Annotated in this window: 16 protein-coding genes, 1 other RNA gene and 1 pseudogene; 11 read left to right on the top strand and 7 right to left on the bottom strand. The window is 71.4% G+C overall.

The genetic code is table 11. The features are described from left to right. The first annotated feature begins 20 nt into the window (after positions 1-20). The 6 genes from map to DWB77_RS26880 all read left to right on the top strand — a co-directional run bounded on the left by map (position 21) and on the right by DWB77_RS26880 (position 6298). The gene (map, locus tag DWB77_RS26905; protein WP_120723887.1) at positions 21-890 is read left to right on the top strand and encodes a type I methionyl aminopeptidase; all 870 of its coding nucleotides are present in this window, start codon (positions 21-23) and stop codon (positions 888-890) included. 146 nt (positions 891-1036) lie between these two features. Next, positions 1037-1699, top strand: a complete 663-nt coding sequence (locus tag DWB77_RS26900; RefSeq protein ID WP_120723885.1) for a heme oxygenase (biliverdin-producing) — start codon at positions 1037-1039, stop codon at positions 1697-1699. 322 nt (positions 1700-2021) lie between these two features. Next, positions 2022-3167, top strand: a complete 1146-nt coding sequence (efeO, locus tag DWB77_RS26895; RefSeq protein ID WP_120723883.1) for an iron uptake system protein EfeO — start codon at positions 2022-2024, stop codon at positions 3165-3167. Between the two features lie 25 nt (positions 3168-3192). After that, positions 3193-4455 (top strand): iron uptake transporter deferrochelatase/peroxidase subunit, encoded by a 1263-nt coding sequence (gene efeB / locus DWB77_RS26890; RefSeq protein WP_120723881.1) that lies wholly within the window; start codon positions 3193-3195, stop codon positions 4453-4455. 9 nt (positions 4456-4464) lie between these two features. Further along, positions 4465-5439 carry an iron uptake transporter permease EfeU gene (gene efeU / locus DWB77_RS26885; protein WP_120723879.1) on the top strand — a complete coding sequence of 325 codons (975 nt, stop codon included), beginning with the start codon at positions 4465-4467 and terminating at the stop codon, positions 5437-5439. Continuing rightward, the gene (locus tag DWB77_RS26880) at positions 5339-6298 is read left to right on the top strand and encodes a hypothetical protein (protein ID WP_120723877.1); all 960 of its coding nucleotides are present in this window, start codon (positions 5339-5341) and stop codon (positions 6296-6298) included. Before efeU ends, DWB77_RS26880 begins: the two co-directional genes overlap by 101 nt. Positions 6299-6745: 447 nt before the next feature. Here the strand turns inward: DWB77_RS26880 and DWB77_RS26875 are convergent, their stop codons facing one another. After that, on the bottom strand, positions 6746-7483 hold the full coding sequence (locus DWB77_RS26875) for a bifunctional DNA primase/polymerase (protein WP_120723875.1): 738 nt from the start codon (positions 7481-7483) through the stop codon (positions 6746-6748). 143 nt (positions 7484-7626) lie between these two features. Continuing rightward, positions 7627-8229: a TetR/AcrR family transcriptional regulator gene (locus DWB77_RS26870; protein ID WP_120723873.1), complete on the bottom strand. Its 603-nt coding sequence runs from the start codon at positions 8227-8229 to the stop codon at positions 7627-7629. Positions 8230-8389: 160 nt separating this feature from the next. Here DWB77_RS26870 and DWB77_RS26865 point away from each other — a divergent pair, with 160 nt between their 5' ends. Both DWB77_RS26865 and ddaH read left to right on the top strand, forming a co-directional pair. After that, positions 8390-8572 (top strand): DUF6243 family protein, encoded by a 183-nt coding sequence (locus DWB77_RS26865; protein ID WP_120723871.1) that lies wholly within the window; start codon positions 8390-8392, stop codon positions 8570-8572. A 77-nt stretch (positions 8573-8649) separates the two neighbouring features. Further along, positions 8650-9549: a dimethylargininase gene (gene ddaH / locus DWB77_RS26860; protein ID WP_428985198.1), complete on the top strand. Its 900-nt coding sequence runs from the start codon at positions 8650-8652 to the stop codon at positions 9547-9549. On the opposite strand, the pseudogene DWB77_RS26855 reads toward ddaH, so the two are convergent. Together DWB77_RS26855 and DWB77_RS26850 are read right to left on the bottom strand one after the other, a co-directional pair. Beyond that, positions 9550-10568, bottom strand: a pseudogene (locus DWB77_RS26855) (small ribosomal subunit Rsm22 family protein). A 10-nt stretch (positions 10569-10578) separates the two neighbouring features. After that, positions 10579-11901 carry a Bcr/CflA family multidrug efflux MFS transporter gene (locus DWB77_RS26850; RefSeq protein WP_120723867.1) on the bottom strand — a complete coding sequence of 441 codons (1323 nt, stop codon included), beginning with the start codon at positions 11899-11901 and terminating at the stop codon, positions 10579-10581. 221 nt (positions 11902-12122) lie between these two features. On the opposite strand from DWB77_RS26850, the gene DWB77_RS26845 reads away from it, so the two are divergent. Continuing rightward, on the top strand, positions 12123-12884 hold the full coding sequence (locus DWB77_RS26845) for an SDR family oxidoreductase (RefSeq protein ID WP_120723865.1): 762 nt from the start codon (positions 12123-12125) through the stop codon (positions 12882-12884). A gap of 185 nt (positions 12885-13069) precedes the next feature. Then, positions 13070-14002, top strand: a complete 933-nt coding sequence (locus DWB77_RS26840; RefSeq protein WP_120723863.1) for a PhzF family phenazine biosynthesis protein — start codon at positions 13070-13072, stop codon at positions 14000-14002. Between the two features lie 104 nt (positions 14003-14106). On the opposite strand, the gene DWB77_RS26835 is transcribed toward DWB77_RS26840, so the two are convergent. Continuing rightward, the gene (locus DWB77_RS26835; protein ID WP_120723861.1) at positions 14107-14430 is read right to left on the bottom strand and encodes a nuclear transport factor 2 family protein; all 324 of its coding nucleotides are present in this window, start codon (positions 14428-14430) and stop codon (positions 14107-14109) included. 101 nt (positions 14431-14531) lie between these two features. Between DWB77_RS26835 and DWB77_RS26830 the strand changes: the two genes are divergently transcribed. Next, positions 14532-14882, top strand: coding sequence for a MazG-like family protein (locus DWB77_RS26830; RefSeq protein WP_120723859.1), 351 nt, complete (start codon positions 14532-14534; stop codon positions 14880-14882). Between the two features lie 2 nt (positions 14883-14884). On the opposite strand, the gene DWB77_RS37990 is transcribed toward DWB77_RS26830, so the two are convergent. Continuing rightward, positions 14885-15079, bottom strand: coding sequence for a hypothetical protein (locus DWB77_RS37990; RefSeq protein ID WP_162952285.1), 195 nt, complete (start codon positions 15077-15079; stop codon positions 14885-14887). 261 nt (positions 15080-15340) lie between these two features. Continuing rightward, positions 15341-15742, bottom strand: an RNA gene (gene rnpB, locus DWB77_RS26825) — RNase P RNA component class A. Positions 15743-15842 lie beyond the last annotated feature (100 nt).

Below are 15842 nucleotides of genomic sequence, written 5' to 3'. Positions count from 1 at the left end.
TGCTCGATAGACTCGCCGGCATGTCTGGCCAGCCGAAGTCGCAGTCCCTGCTCGTGCCCGGGGAGATCTCTCCGGCCCGTTCCGTCCCGGGTCGCATCCCACGTCCCGAGTACGTCGGGAAGCCCATGCCCGCGCCGTACACCGGCCCCGAGGTGCAGACCCCCGAGACCATCGAGCTGATGCGGACCGCGGGCCGGATCGCGGCGCAGGCGATGGAGGAGGCGGCCAAACACATCGCGCCGGGGGTGACCACGGACGAACTCGACCGGGTCGCCCACGAGTTCATGTGCGACCACGGCGCCTACCCCTCGACGCTGGGCTACCGCGGCTTCCCCAAGTCGCTGTGCTCCTCGGTCAACGAGGTCATCTGTCACGGCATCCCCGACTCGACCGTCCTGAAGGACGGCGACATCGTGAACCTGGACGTCACCGCGTACATCGGCGGCGTACACGGCGACAACAACGCCACCTACCTCTGCGGTGACGTGGACGAGGAGTCGCGGCTGCTGGTCGAGCGGACCCGGGAGGCCCTGGAGCGGGCGATCAAGGCGGTCCGGCCCGGCCGCCAGATCAACATCATCGGCCGTGTCATCGAGTCGTACGCCAAGCGCTTCGGCTACGGCGTCGTACGGGACTTCACGGGGCACGGGATCAGCACGGCCTTCCACTCCGGCCTGATCGTGCCGCACTACGACGCCCCGCACGCCACGACCGTGATCAAGCCGGGCATGACCTTCACGATCGAGCCCATGCTGACGCTCGGCACCCACGAGTACGACATGTGGGAGGACGGCTGGACGGTCGTCACCAAGGACCGCAGGCGCACGGCCCAGTTCGAGCACACCCTGGTCGTCACCGAGACCGGCACGGAGATCCTCACCCTGCCGTAACGCCCGGGCTCCGTTTTCCGCGCGGGTGTCGCTCGGGGGACGAGCGGGTACGTCTTTACCGACAGGACGTCGGGAACCGTTCGGCCCGGCCCCGCCTCGGGACGGGTCGGCGGTTCCCGCACCCGCTCGGTCCCCGGAGGCCCGCCTTGACCCCGTCCGCTCCCCCGCCGTTCTCCACGCTGATCCGCACCGCCTCCCAGCAGCAGCACACGGAGGCGGAGAGCTCGACGTTCATGGGGGACCTGCTCGGCGGCCGGCTCGGGGTGGAGGCGTACGCCCGCTACACCGAGCAGCTCTGGTTCGTCTACCGGGCCCTGGAGGAGGGCGCCCGCGCGCTGGTGGACGACCCGGTGGCGGGGCCCTTCATCCGGCCCGAGCTGATGCGGACGGGCGCGCTCGCCCGGGACCTCGCGCATCTGCGGGGCGAGGGCTGGCGGGACACGGCGGTCCCGCTGCCCGCGACTTCGGCGTACGCCGACCGCGTCACCCAGTGCGCGCGGTCCTGGCCCGCCGGATATGTGGCGCACCACTACACCCGCTACCTCGGCGATCTGTCGGGGGGCCAGATCATCCGCGACCGGGCGGAGCGCACGTGGGGCTTCACGCGCCGGGGTGACGGCGTCCGGTTCTACGTCTTCGAGGAGATCCCCAACCCGGCCGCGTTCAAGCGGAGTTACCGCGAGCTGCTCGATGGGGTGCGGGTGGATGAGGTGGAGCGGCGGCGGGTGGTCGAGGAGTGCGGGCGGGCGTTCGCGCTGAACACGGCGGTGTTTCGGGAGTTGGGGGAGGAGTTTCCCCTCAGCGCGTGAGGCTCCGCCGGGGGGTGGGGGGCTGGGTTGGGGGCTCGGGGGTTGGTTTTGTGCGGGGAAGCCGTGGCTTGGCCGTTTTGCGCAGTTCCCCGCGCCCCTTACGCCCGCTTTCGGCTGCGGGCCGTGCGTGGTTGCTCGCGCAGTTCCTCGCGCCCCTTTGGGCGCCCTGGGCTCTTGAGGGGGCGTGCACCGGCGGGTTTTTGCGGGGGTCGTGCGCTCGGTGAGAGGTGAATCACGTACCCCGCGGGTATCGGTCAGGTAAGGCTCGGTTAAGTTAGGTCCGCCTCAGTCGACCTGTCGACCCGACCAGCGTGGAGCCCGCATGCGACCCGTCCGTACCTCCGTCGTCACCGCCGCCGCTGCCGTCGCGGCCCTGACCGCCGTCACGGGCTGCGCCGACAAGAGCGACGCCAAGGCCGACGGCGCCGCCGGCTCCATCAAGGTGACCGCCACCGACAGCTCCTGCGAGCTGTCGAAGAACGACTTCCCGGCCGGGCACGTCAAGTTCGACATCGAGAACAAGGGCTCCAAGGTCACCGAGGTCTATCTGCTCTTCCCGGACGACCGCATCGTCGCCGAGCGGGAGAACATCGGCCCCGGCCTCAAGCAGCAGCTCACCGCCGAGGTCAAGGCCGGCTCGTACGAGATCGCGTGCAAGCCGGGCATGAAGGGCGACGGCATCCGTCAGAAGGTCACCGTCACCGGCGGCACCGCCGCCAAGCGCAACCCCGCCCTGGACACGGCCGTCGCCGAGTACCGCAAGTACGCGCAGGAGCAGGCCGACGAGACGCTGCCCAAGGTCAAGGTCTTCACCGACGCGGTGCGGGCCGGCGACCTGGAGGCCGCGAAGAAGGCGTTCGCGCCCTCCCGTCTCGGCTGGGAGCGCACCGAGCCGGTCGCGGAGTCCTTCGGTGACATCGACCCGAAGACGGACACCCGCGAGGACGGCCTGGAGAAGGGCCAGAAGTGGACCGGCTGGCACCGCCTCGAGAAGTCGCTCTGGGCCGACGGCAAGATCGGCCAGGACGAGAAGGACCTCGCCACCGAGCTGGACAAGGACCTGGCCGACTGGCAGAAGCGGGTCGGCACCGCGGAGATCACCCCGACCTCGATGGCCAACGGCGCCAAGGAGCTCCTCGACGAGGTCGCCACCGGGAAGATCACCGGCGAGGAGGACCGCTACAGCCACACCGACCTGTCCGACTTCAAGGGCAACGTCGAGGGCGCTCAGAAGGCGTACGAGCTGCTCAAGCCGGTCGCCGCGAAGAACGACGCGGCGCTCACCACCGAGCTGGACAAGCAGTTCGGCGGTCTGAACACCCTGCTCGACAAGTACCGCACGGACAAGACCTCCTACGATTTCACCTCGTACGACAAGGTGAGCGAGGGTGACCGCAAGCAGCTCTCCGACGCCGTGAACGCGCTCGCCGAGCCGCTGTCGAAGCTCGCCGCCGCCGTCACGAAGTAACGCAGGAACCAGGAGGAGATCCGCCATGAGCGACACGACCGAGGCCACCGAACCCGCCAGGTCGCCCTCCCGCCGGGCGCTGCTCGGCTGGGGTGGCGCGGGCCTCGCGCTGGGCGCGGCCGCGGCCGGCGGCACGGTCGCCGTCGTCAAGGGCGGCGGGAGCGACGCGGTGCCGGCCGCGGAGTCGGGCGCCGCGGTGCCCTTCCACGGCGCCCACCAGGCCGGCATAGCCACCGCCGTCCAGGACAGGCTGCACTTCGCCGCGTTCGACGTGACGACGAAGGACCGCGCCGCACTCGTCCAGCTCCTGAAGGACTGGACGGCGGCGGCCGCAGCGATGGCCGAGGGCAAGACGGTCGGCGAGGGTGCCTACGGCGGCCTGGCCGAGGCGCCGCCGGACGACACGGGCGAGGCGCTGGGCCTCAAGCCGTCCCGGCTGACGCTCACCTTCGGTGTCGGGCCCTCCCTCTTCGCCAAGGACCGCTTCGGCCTGGAGTCCAAGCGGCCCGAAGCACTGGTCGACATCGAGCAGTTCCCCGGCGACAACCTCGACCCGGCGCGCAGCGGCGGCGACCTGTGCGTCCAGGCCTGCGCGGACGATCCGCAGGTGGCGGTGCACGCGATCCGCAACCTGGCCCGCATCGGCATGGGCAAGGTCGCCATCCGCTGGTCGCAGCTCGGCTTCGGCAAGACGTCCTCGACGACGCCGGACGCGCAGACTCCGCGCAACATGATGGGTTTCAAGGACGGCACCCGCAATGTCGACGGCACCGACACCAAGGCGCTCGACGAGCACGTCTGGGTCGGCGCCAAGGACGGCAGCGACTGGATGACCGGCGGCTCCTACCTGGTGGCCCGCCGGATCCGGATGCACATCGAGACCTGGGACCGCACCTCGCTCCAGGAGCAGGAGGACGTCTTCGGCCGCGACAAGGGCGAGGGCGCCCCGGTCGGCAAGGCCAAGGAGCGCGACGAGCCGTTCCTGAAGGCGATGAAGCCGACCGCGCACGTGCGCCTGGCGCACCCCGACTCCAACGACGGCGCACGGATCCTGCGCCGCGGCTACTCCTTCACGGACGGCACGGACGGCCTCGGCCGCCTGGACGCGGGCCTGTTCTTCCTGGCGTACCAGCGCGACGTGCGCAAGGGCTTCCTGCCCATCCAGCGCGCCCTGGCCCGCCAGGACGCGCTCAACGAATACATCCAGCACGTGGGTTCGGCGATTTTCGCGGTTCCGCCGGGCGTCCGTGACAAGGGCGACTGGTGGGGCCGGGGACTCTTCGGCTGAGAGGGAGACATGTTCGCCAACTATCTGATCGGCCTGCGCGAGGGGCTGGAAGCCAGCCTCGTCGTGTGCATCCTGGTCGCCTACCTGGTGAAGACCGGTCGCCGTGACGCCCTGAAGCCGGTGTGGGTGGGCATCGCGGTCGCCGTGCTCGTCGCGTTCGCGTTCGGCGCGGGGCTCGAGTTCGGCTCCCAGGAGATGACGTTCAAGGCGCAGGAGGCGCTCGGCGGTTCGCTGTCGATCATCGCGGTCGCCCTGGTCACCTGGATGGTTTTCTGGATGCGGCGCACCGCGCGGCACCTGAAGAGCGAGCTGCACGGCAAGCTCGACTCGGCCCTGCGGATGGGCACCGGCGCGCTGGTGGCGACCGCGTTCCTCGCGGTCGGCCGCGAGGGCCTGGAGACCGCCCTGTTCGTGTGGACCTCGGTGCACGCGGCCGGTTCCGAGAACGGCACCTTCCAGCCGATGATCGGCGCCCTGCTCGGCCTGGCCACCGCGGTCTTCCTCGGCTGGCTCTTCTACCGCGGCGCCCTCAAGATCAATTTGGCGAAGTTCTTCACCTGGACCGGCGGCATGCTGGTGGTCGTCGCGGCGGGCGTGCTCGCGTACGGGGTGCACGACCTCCAGGAGGCCGACTTCATCGCCGGCATCAACTCCAAGGCCTTCGACATCAGTTCGACGATCGCGCCGGACAGCTGGTACGGCACGCTCCTCAAGGGCGTCTTCAACTTCCAGCCCGACCCGACCGTGCTCCAGGTCTCGGTCTGGGCGCTGTACCTGATCCCGACGCTCGCGTTCTTCTTCGCCCCGGTAGGGTTCCGGAAGTCCATGGGGACCAAGAGGGTCGAGGGGCAGAAGGCGGTTCATGAGCAGGGTGAGTCGGCTGATGGCGGGGCTCGCGACGGCGACCGTACTGACGGTGACCGCGAGCGGCTGCGTGACGGTGCACGGGGAGCGGGAAGTCGTACCGTCGGCGACGAGGGCTGAGGCCGCCCGGGCGCTCACCGCGTTCACCGACGCGTACAACAAGGCCGACAAGGCCTATGACCCGGCCCTGGACGCGGACCGGGTCACCGGCGCCTTCGGCGCCACCACCCAGGCGGGGTTCTCGGCCCGTCATGTGACGAGCCCGGGCGGCAACGCCCGGTACTCACCGCTCGAACTGACCGGCGCCGCCTACACGATCCCCCGCCAGGCGGGCTGGCCGCGCTGGTTCGTCGCCGACACCGACTCCAACCGCGACCAGGACGACCAGGGCCCCGGCGACACCCGCTGGCTGCTGCTGTTCATACGCACCGGCCCCCAGCAGGGGTGGAAGCTGGCCTACCTCTCGATCCTGGGCGTCAAGGACGTCCCCGCGTTCGCGAAGGACAAGGACGGCTGGGCCCAGCCGGTACGGGCCGACGACCCCTCGCTCGCGCTCGCCCCGAAGGACCTGAGCACCAGCTACGCCTCCTACCTCCAGAGCGGGAAGCCGCCGGTGTTCGCGGACGGCGGCCACACCAGCGGCTGGCGCGAGGCCCGCCAGAAGAACGCGGTACGCTCCGGCCGCGTCAGCCAGTTCGTCGACCAGCCCCTGAACGAGGGCGACTTCGCCCCCCTCGGCCTGCGCACCGCCGACGGCCACGCCCTGGTCTTCTTCGCCGCCCGCCACTTCGAACGCCAGACGGCCGCGAAGGGCGTCCGCCTGGAGATCACCCCCGACGAGAAGGCGATGCTGACGGGCCAGGTGACCACGTCCCTGACCCGAGAGTGGATCTCCAACGAACTGGCCCTCGTACCGGCCCAGGGGGCGGTCGTGGTGATGGACCGGGTACAGGGGTTGGTAGCCACGAAGGGCGAATAGCGCGGTGCCTTCGGGCTCGGGTGGTGGGGGGGCTCGCGCAGTTCCCCGCGCCCCTGGCCCGCCCGGCGACTTCGGGTTCGGGTCGTGCGTGGTTGCTCGCGCAGTTCCCCGCGCCCCTAGCGGGTCGATGCTGGGCCGCACGGGCACTTCGGCCCGGCTGGCGGCTTCGGGCTCGGGCCGTGGGTGGTTGCTCGCGGCCCTAGCGGGGCGGTGCCGGGCGGGGCATTTCAGCCCGTCCGGCGTTTGAGGACGAGCGCCCTTAAGGCGCGACACGGGGGTGCAGGGGGCGGAGCCCCCGCCGACGCGGGGCCGCATCAGCCGTCCGGCAGCACCGGGCAACCTCAGCCCGTCCGGCGATTGAGGACGAGCGCCCTCAAGGCGCGACGGGGGTGCAGGGGGCAGAGCCCCCGCGCGGGGCCCGGGGCGGAGCCACGGTGGGGTGGGGGGCTAGCGGCCCAGCGGCCACGCCGCCGCGTGCGCCCCCGTCTCCCCCGCATACCGCGCACACGCATCGGTCAACGCCTCAAGCACCGTCAACGGATCCGGAAGCGCATGCTCCGGCCCCCGCACCCACGCGACCCCGAGCTCCCCCGGCAGCCGCGCCGGCGGCACGAGGACATAGCTCCCCCGGCAGTGCCAGCGCAGCCCCGGATGCTCGTCCATCGTCTCGGGATGGCAGTCGAGCTCGCAGGGCCACCACTCGTCCTCGTCCTCGGGCGTACCCCGCGTCGCGGTGAAGAACAGCATCCGCCCGTTGTCGCCGTCACCGGCGGCCTCGGCGACCGGACCGACGTCGATCCCCTCGGAGAGCAGCCGGGCCAGGGCCTCGCGCCCCGCTTCGAGCGGCACGTCGAGCACGTCGTGGACCATGCCGGTCGCGGTGATGAAGTTGGCCTCGGGCTGGCCGAGCGCCCAGCGCTCGATCTGCGCGGGGTCGGTGGTGGACTGCGTCTGCCAGGCGAAGGAGACGGGGTGGCGGGCGGGCGTGGGACAGCCCATGCGCTCACAGGAACATCGGTAGCCGATGGGGTACGCGGCGGGCGCCAGGGGCAGATCGGCGGCGGCCACGGCCAGGAGCAGCGAGAGCCGGCTCGGGTCCACACCCGGCGCGTCCTTGGGCCGCCTGCGCAGCCAGCGGGACAGTTTGCTCTCCTCGCCGCGGGAACGGCCGAACTCAGCGCCCATCTATCCCCTCACCTCACCGTCGACCCCGGGGACTCTCGTCCACGGGGAACATCGTCCCACCATCCTGCTCCCCGGGTGACCGCACCGGACATCCGGGGTGTGTGACATGCCCCGCCCCGATCCGGCGCACGGCAACACCCAGGTCAGCGGGGTGCGATTCCGCGCAGCGCGTACTCGACGAGGCTGTCCGCGTAGGCGTGGGTGAGCGGGAGGGTGCGCAGCAGCCAGCGGTGGGCGAGCGGGCCGACGAGCAGTTCCACGGCGACGCGGGGGTCGACGTCGGGGTCGATCGCGCCCGCGTCCCGCGCCGCGCGCAGCCGGTCGACGTACAACTGGAGCCCGGGTTCGAGCAGTTTGCGCACGAACTGGGCGCCGAGGTCCGCGTTGATGACGCCCTCGGCCGCGAGCGCGCGGTAGGGGATCTCGAAGCCGGGGTCGGTGAGCTCGTCGACGGTGGCGCGCAGCACCTGCTTGAGATCCGCCTCCAGGTCACCCGTGTCGGGGAGGGCCGGGTCGCTCTCGGCGGCCTGGCCGCCGCGTTCGAGGAAGGCTTCGAGGAGGACTTCCGCCTTGGAGGGCCACCAGCGGTAGATCGTCTGCTTGCCCACGCCGGCCCGCGCCGCGATGCCCTCGATGGTCGTCCTGCCGTACCCCGCCTCGCCGACGAGCGAGAGGGCCGCGTCGTAGATGGCCCGGCGTGAACGCTCGCTGCGGCGGGTGGAGTCGGGTGTTCTGGTCTCTGCCATGGGTCGATCCTACCGCCACTGCGAGGCGAGACGTATCGTCTCTTGACAAGACGGTTCGTCTCGTTCAGACTCGAAGCACGAGGCGAGACGAACCGTCTCGACCCGGGACCGCGCCTGTGCGGCCCGGGCGATGGGGAATCCCGACGGAAGGAGATGTGTCATGACCCGAGGTGGAGCAGGAAACATGCTGGGCGTCGGCGGCACCCGCAGCCGGCTCTCGCGCCAGGCACTGCGCGGCACGGGCGGCAACGCCCGGGGCGGCGGCGGTCTCGATCCGATGGCCCAAAAGCGGGAGCTGCTACGGAAGTTGAAGGAGAGGCGTACGGCATCGCATGAGGCGTGAACGCGCGAATGAACCATACGGGTCGGGTGAAAAACAACCCTGATGGTGCACTGCGCGATGGCCCCGCACAGCGGACCATGGGCTGGACGCGGCTGCACGCCCGTGCGGCCCAAGTCTCCCGTGAGGAGCCTTCATTGCCTCGTGCGACCCGTGACCTCCATACGCAGAGAACCGCCCGACCCCGGCGCTATTTGATGTGCCCACCGGCACACTTCAAGGTCACGTACTCCATCAATCCCTGGATGGACCCCGAAAAGCCCGTCGACCTGCCGCTGGCCCTGGCCCAGTGGGAGGACCTGCGCGACCGCTACCGCGCGCTCGGCCACACCGTCGAGCTCCTCGACCCCCGACCCGACCTGCCCGACATGGTCTTCGCCGCCAACGGAGCCACCGTGATCGACAGCCGGGTGCTCGGCGCCCGCTTCGCGCATCCGGAACGCGCGGCGGAGGCCGCGGTCCACCTCGCGTGGTTCCGCGCCCACGGCTTCACCACCGTCCACGAGCCGTCCCACATCAACGAGGGCGAGGGCGACTTCGCCGTCACGGCCTCCTATCTGCTCGCCGGGCGCGGCTTCCGTTCCAGCCCGCTCTCGCACGACGAGGCCCAGGAGTTCTTCGGCCGCCCGGTCATCGGCCTCGACCTGGTCGACCCCCGCTACTACCACCTGGACACGGCCCTGTGCGTCCTGGACGACGCGGCCGACGAGATCATGTACTACCCGGCCGCCTTCTCACCCGGCAGTCAGGCCGTGCTGTCCAGACTGTTCCCGCACGCGTTGATCGCCGAGGAGCCGGACGCGGCCGCCCTCGGGCTCAACGCGGTGAGCGACGGCCGCCATGTGCTGCTCCCCCAGGGTGCCATCGGCCTCTTCGACCCGCTGCGCGCGCGGGGCTACGAGCCGATCGGCATGGACCTGGGCGAGCTGCTCAAGGGAGGCGGCAGCGTGAAGTGCTGTACGCAGGAACTGCGTTCCTGACTAGGAGGCCGGCTCTGCGGGGTGGGGCGGCCAGGAGTCGCCCCACTCGGCATCCCGGGCCGCGCGATACAGCGTGCCGTGCCGCTTGCTGACCGTCTCACGGCGCAACTGCTCCTGCGCGGTGCAGAGTTCGAGCAGCACCTGCCCCTTGCGGATCTGGGGCCGCCGGATCACCCGCGCCGCGGCGGGCTCCGGCGGGAAACGGGTGGCGGCGAGATAGCTGAACTTCTCGTCCTCGTACGCGAGGGAGCCGCCCTTGACCTGACGGTGCAGCGAGGAGCGGCTGACCCGGGCCGAGAAGTGACACCAGTCGGTGCCGGGCTCGATGGGGCAGGCCGCGCTGTGCGGGCAGGGCGCGGCGATGTGCAGGCCGGCCGCGATGAGCCGGTCACGTGCCTCGATGATGCGGGCATAGCCGTCGGGAGTGCCGGGCTCCACGATGACGACGGCGCCAGTCGCCGCGGCGGCCGCCGCGTCCACCAGGGCGCGGCGGTCCTCGGGGTGAGCTCGTTCAGGACGTAGGAGACGGTGACGAGGTCCGCGCCGTCCAGGGTGAGGGCCGAGCCGATGCGGGCGCGCTGCCAGCGGGCGGTGCGCAGTCCGGGGAGTCCGGAGGCCTCGGCGAGTTCACGGCCGATGGCGAGCGCGGGCTCCGCCCAGTCGAGGACGGTCGTCGCCACGGAGGTCGGCACGTCCTGCCACGCCTCGGCCACCGCCCAGCTCGCCGAACCCGTGCCGCCACCGATGTCGGTGTGCGTGGCGGGGGTCCACGTTCCGGCCGCGTCCCGGAACGCGCCGAGCGCGGAGCGCACCGCCTCGAACGTGGCGGGCATCCGGTACGCGGCGTAGGCGGCGACATCGGAGCGGTCCCGCAGCACCGGGGCGTGGGTGGGGACGACCCCGCGGTAGTGGGAGATCAGCCGGTCGACGGCGCCGGCGGTCGCCGACGGCGGCAGCCCGTCGAGCAGTCCGGCCAGGGCCGAGCGCAGTACGTCCGGGACGGGAAGGGAGTGGTTCACCGGCAGGAGTCTACTTTTGCGGCGCGGGGCCGCCGGACGCCGAGCTGGGCGACTGGTGCTCGCGCTGCCAGGGCCGGCACAGGAGCAGGAAGCAGAGCAGGGCCGCGACGGCCGAGGCGAGCTGGACCACGGCCATGGGCACGGCCGTCGCCTCACCGGCGATGCCGACGAGCGGCGAGGCGACCGCGCCGACCAGGAAGGAGGAGGTGCCCAGCAGCGCGGAGGCGGAGCCCGCGGCGTTCGGGGTGCGCATCAGGGCCTGGGCGTTGGTGTTCGGCATGGCGAGACCCATCGCCGACATGAGCACGAAGAGCCCGGCCGCGACCGGCGCGAGGCCCACCTCGCCGAAGACGCCGGAGGTCATCAGGAGCAGGGCGGTCGCCGCCACGGCGATGACGGCGAGTCCGAAACCGAGCACCTTGTCCAGGCTGACCCGGCCGATGAGGAGCTTGCCGTTGATCTGGCCGACGACGACCAGACCGACGGAGTTCAGGCCGAACAGCAGCGAGAAGGTCTGCGGGGAGGCCCCGTAGATCTCCTGCACCACGAACGGGGAGGCGGAGATGTAGGCGAACAGAGCGGCGAAGGCGAGGCCTCCCGCGAGCATGTAGCCGGTGAAGACCCGGTCCTTGAGCAGACCGCCCATGGTGCGCAGCGCCTCCTTGACCCCTCCGGAGTGGCGGCGCTCCACGGGAAGCGTCTCGTGCAACCACCGGAACACCACCACGGTGAGCAGCACACCGACCACGGTCAGCACGGCGAAGACTCCGCGCCAGTCGGTGAGTCGCAGCACCTGGCCGCCGATCAGCGGGGCGATCACGGGGGCGACGCCGGAGATCAGCATCAGGGTGGAGAAGAAGCGGGCCATCTCCACACCGTCGTAGAGGTCGCGCACCACGGCCCGGGCGATCACGATGCCGGCGGCCCCGGCAAGGCCCTGCAACAGGCGGAAGGAGATGAGGAGTTCGACGTTGGGGGCGAAGGCGCAGACCGCGGTGGCCAGCACATAGACGATCATGCCAATGAGGAGAGGGCGACGCCGTCCCCACTTATCACTCATCGGCCCGACGACGAGCTGACCGAGCGCCATGCCGGCGAGGCAGGCGGTGAGGGTGAGCTGAATGGTCGCGGCCGGCGAGCGCAAGGCGTCGGTGACCTCGGGCAGCGCGGGCAGATACATGTCCATGGAGAGCGGCGGAAGCGCGGTGAGCCCGCCGAGGACGAGCGTGACCAGCAGGCTGGTGCGGCGGACGGCCGCGCCGGCACGGGGTGCCCGGGCGTCGGCCGTGGTCGGTATGGGGCCCTGGGTGTCCTGGCCGCCGCGCTCCGGCATCGGTTTCTCTCCTGAAGGTTGAATCGAATAAGCAATGCTCTCAGCCGGGCCGGGGTGAGGGGACCACCCGGGACGCAAAGGAAAGGAGGAACGGATCACATACGGGGCACCTATTGGGTCACAGCGCGCGGCAGCGTGGGTCGCGCCGCGGTCGAGCCGCTCGCTCCCATATCCCGGACGGCCGGCCACGCCCAAGGACCTCTCCCGTACGCTCCGAACCCATGGACATCACTTCGCAGAAGGCTGCCGTCGTGACCGGGGCCGGCTCCGGCATCGGCCGTTCCGTGGCACTCGTGCTGGCGGGCGCGGGCTGGTCGGTGGCGCTCGCCGGGCGCCGGGCCGAGGCGCTGGAGGAGACCGCGGCGCTGGCCGGGGCCGACCCGGACGTGCGGTGCGTCCCGACGGATGTGACCTCACCCGACGAGGTCGGCGCGCTGTTCTCCGCGACGCGGGCCGCCTACGGCCGGGTGGACCTGCTGTTCAACAACGCGGGGGCGTTCGGTCCGATCGGAGTGCCCGTCGAGGACCTGTCGTACGAGGCGTGGCGCTCGGTGGTGGATGTGAACCTGACCGGCGCGTTCCTGTGCGCGCAGGCGGCGTTCCGGGCGATGAAGGAGCAGACGCCCCAGGGCGGCCGGATCATCAACAACGGGTCGATCTCCGCGCACACCCCGCGGCCGAGGTCGGTGGCGTACACGGCGACCAAACACGCCATGACCGGGATGACCAAGTCGCTCTCCCTGGACGGGCGGCCGTACCGGATCGCGGTCGGGCAGATCGACATCGGCAACGCGGCGACCGAGATGACCGCGCCCATCCAGACCGGGACCCTCCAGGCCAACGGGGAACTGGCGGTGGAGCCGGTGATGGACGCGCAGGACGTGGCACGCACCGTGCTGCACATGGCGGAGCTGCCGCTGGAGGCGAACATCCAGTTCGCCACGGTGCTGGCCACGGCGATGCCGTACATCGGCCGAGGCTGACCCACCCCCGGCCCGCCCCGGTCCCGCGGGAGTCCCGCGCCGGCGCGACTCGGTCCCGGGCGCCGGCCCGCCCCGGTCCCGCGGAGGTCCCGCTCCGGTCCGGGCCCGCCCCACCCCCCGCCCCACCCCGGCGCGTCCCTCCGCATCGCCGGAATAGGCGCGCGGGGGCGGCAGTTGGGGCGAACATGACGAGCGACGCGCATCCCGAGACACTCACCCACGCCGGGGAACTCCCCCACCCCGAGGCACTCCGGCACCCCGAGGTGCTCCGCTACACGGCCTTCACCAGTGACCCCGCCGGGGGCAATCCGGCCGGCGTCGTGCTGGACGCGTCGGGGCTCGGCGACGCCGAGATGCTGGCCATCGCCGCCGAGCTCGGTTACAGCGAGTCGGCGTTCCTGACGGCGCCGCCCCAGGGGCTCGGGGAACCGGGGCGGGCGTTCACGCTGCGGTTCTTCAGCCCGAAGGCCGAGGTGCCGTTCTGCGGACACGCCACCGTGGCGACGGCCGTCGCGCTCGGCGAGCGGATCGGCCCCGGGGAGCTGATCTTCGCGACCCCGGCCGGCACGGTCCCGGTGATCGTCGCCGAGGACCTGGCGAGCGGCGGCCTTCGCGCGACCCTGACCAGCGTGGAGCCGCACTCCGAACCCATCGGGGAGAAGGATCTCGCCGAGGCGCTGGCCGCCCTGGACTGGCGGGCCGAGGAACTCGACAGCGCGATCCCGCCCAGGATCGCCTTCGCCGGCGCCCGCCATCTCGTCCTGGGCGCGGCCACCCGCGAGCGTCTGGCGGACCTCGCGTACGACTTCGACCGGCTGACGGCGCTGATGCTGCGCCTGGACCTCACCACCGTCCAACTGGTGTGGCGGGCCTCGGATTCGGTCTTCCACGTCCGGGATCCGTTCCCCGTGGGCGGGGTGGTCGAGGACCCGGCGACGGGGGCCGCGGCCGCCGCGTTCGGGGCGTACGCGAGGGAACTCGGTCTGGTGGACGCGGAGTCTGAGCTGACGCTCCATCAGGGCGAGGACCTGGGCCGCCCCGGCGTGCTCACGGTGACACTGCGCGCGGGTGACTCACGGGTCCGGGTGAGCGGGGCGGGGACACGTATCGCCGGATGACGGGGGGGGTCGCCGCTGGGCCCGCAGCGCGGCGGGCGGGGCCCCTGCCCCCCGGGAGAGTCCGTCCGCCCCGAAGGGGGCCAGTACCCGGCGGCGACACGACCTCAGGCCTGCCCCGTTTCGAAGCGGCTGACCTTGCCTCCGTCCACGGTGAAGCGCCAGGACGTACGCATCTCGCCCCACGTGTCGTTGCGGTAGTTGGCGACCAGGCCGAGCCCGTCATGCGTCTGCTTCTCGATGTCCATGTGGCCGCCGGAGGAGAAGATCTCGCGCTCGGTCCAGTCGGCGACGTCACGGTCCGCGCCGTCGTCGGACATGGTGGCGTCCGCCGTCAGGGCGGCGGAGAAGGCCTCTCGGTCACCGGAGTTGAGCGCGCCGACGAAGGCGCGTACGGCCGGATCGGTCAGCTTGTCGAGGGCGATGGTCACGGTCTCTCCCGGTCGGTGGGCATACGGAACCTTCACCCCTCAGAACACCCCAGGACCCGGCACCGCGCCACCGGTGCGCTGCCGGATGACACCGTGGGCGCATGGACGACGCAAGCTGGCACTCCCCCTGGCCCACGATCACCGCGCTGCACGCCTGGCTGACCGAGCACAGCCCCGTACCGCCCGAGCAGCAGACGCTGCTCAGGATGCTCAAGCTGTCCGAGGAGGTGGGCGAGGTCGCCCAGGCCGTCATCGGCGCGACGGGCCAGAACCCCCGCAAGGGCGTCTCGCACAGTTGGCAGGACGTCGAGTCGGAGCTGTGCGACGTGATCGTCACCGCGATGGTGGCGCTGACCACCCTCACCCCGGACGCGGCGCACGTCTTCGACGCCCATCTGGCCAAGGTCGCCGCACGCTCGCTGACCGCCGACCAGCGGCGTCAGCCGAGTTGACGTCAGCCGAGTTGTCCGAGCATGCCGGTGACGGAGTTGAGCGCTGTGTGCAGCGAGGGGGCGACCGCCGTATCGGCGAGATAGAAGCCGAACCCGGCGCAGATGAGGGCGTGGGACAGCTTGGTGCCGCCTTTGCGGCAGAGGAAGAAGGCGCCCGCTGTGAGCGCGAGCATCACGGGAAAGTGCAGGGAAGGCACGGCGTTTCACCTCGTGTCCCCGAGTCGACGTGTGCGGTACTCCCGCCGCCTCGAAGGAGCGCGGGCTTCCGGTCGGTACCGGGAATCACGCTACGGCCACGGCTCGCGTTCCGCCACACGGAGGATGAGCAAACGACTACAAAGGGCGATGACCCCAGGTCAGGGCGGTAATCCCGGGTCAGGCGAGCGCCGAGCCTCCCGGCCAGGAAGGTCGCCAAAAAGGTCGCCGGGGAAGGGGGAAGGAGGTGGGGGTGGGTGGGGCAGACGAGTCGGGCTGTACGCCGGGTTCTGTACCCCGGGACCTCGCGGTCGTCGGGGTGACGGCCATCCATCTAGGACCGGCGTTGCCGCCGGCCTCGTGCGGTCTACCCGCGGACTCGGGCAGGCTGCCCTCGATCGTCCGCGCAGGGCCGCTTTTCACGGCGGCCCCTCTTGACCTTGCTCCGGGTGGGGTTTACCTAGCCGCCTGAGTCACCTCAGGCGCTGGTGGTCTCTTACACCACCGTTTCACCCTTACCGAGGACCGAAGTCCCAGGCGGTCTGTTCTCTGTGGCACTGTCCCGCGGGTCACCCCGGGTGGCCGTTGGCCACCACCCTGCCTTGTGGAGCCCGGACGTTCCTCGGGAAGATCGAAGATCTCCACGCGGCCGTCCGCCCGGCTCGTCTGCCGTACCGCCATGCTACCCGGCTCGGGACCGCACCCCCGCCGCCGGACCCGCCGCGGACCGGGGGCAGCGCGTACCGCTCAAGGAGGCCACCGCCC

The organism is Streptomyces hundungensis (assembly GCF_003627815.1).
GTDB lineage: Bacteria > Actinomycetota > Actinomycetes > Streptomycetales > Streptomycetaceae > Streptomyces > Streptomyces hundungensis_A.
This window is presented reverse-complemented; position numbering and strand designations above follow the sequence as displayed.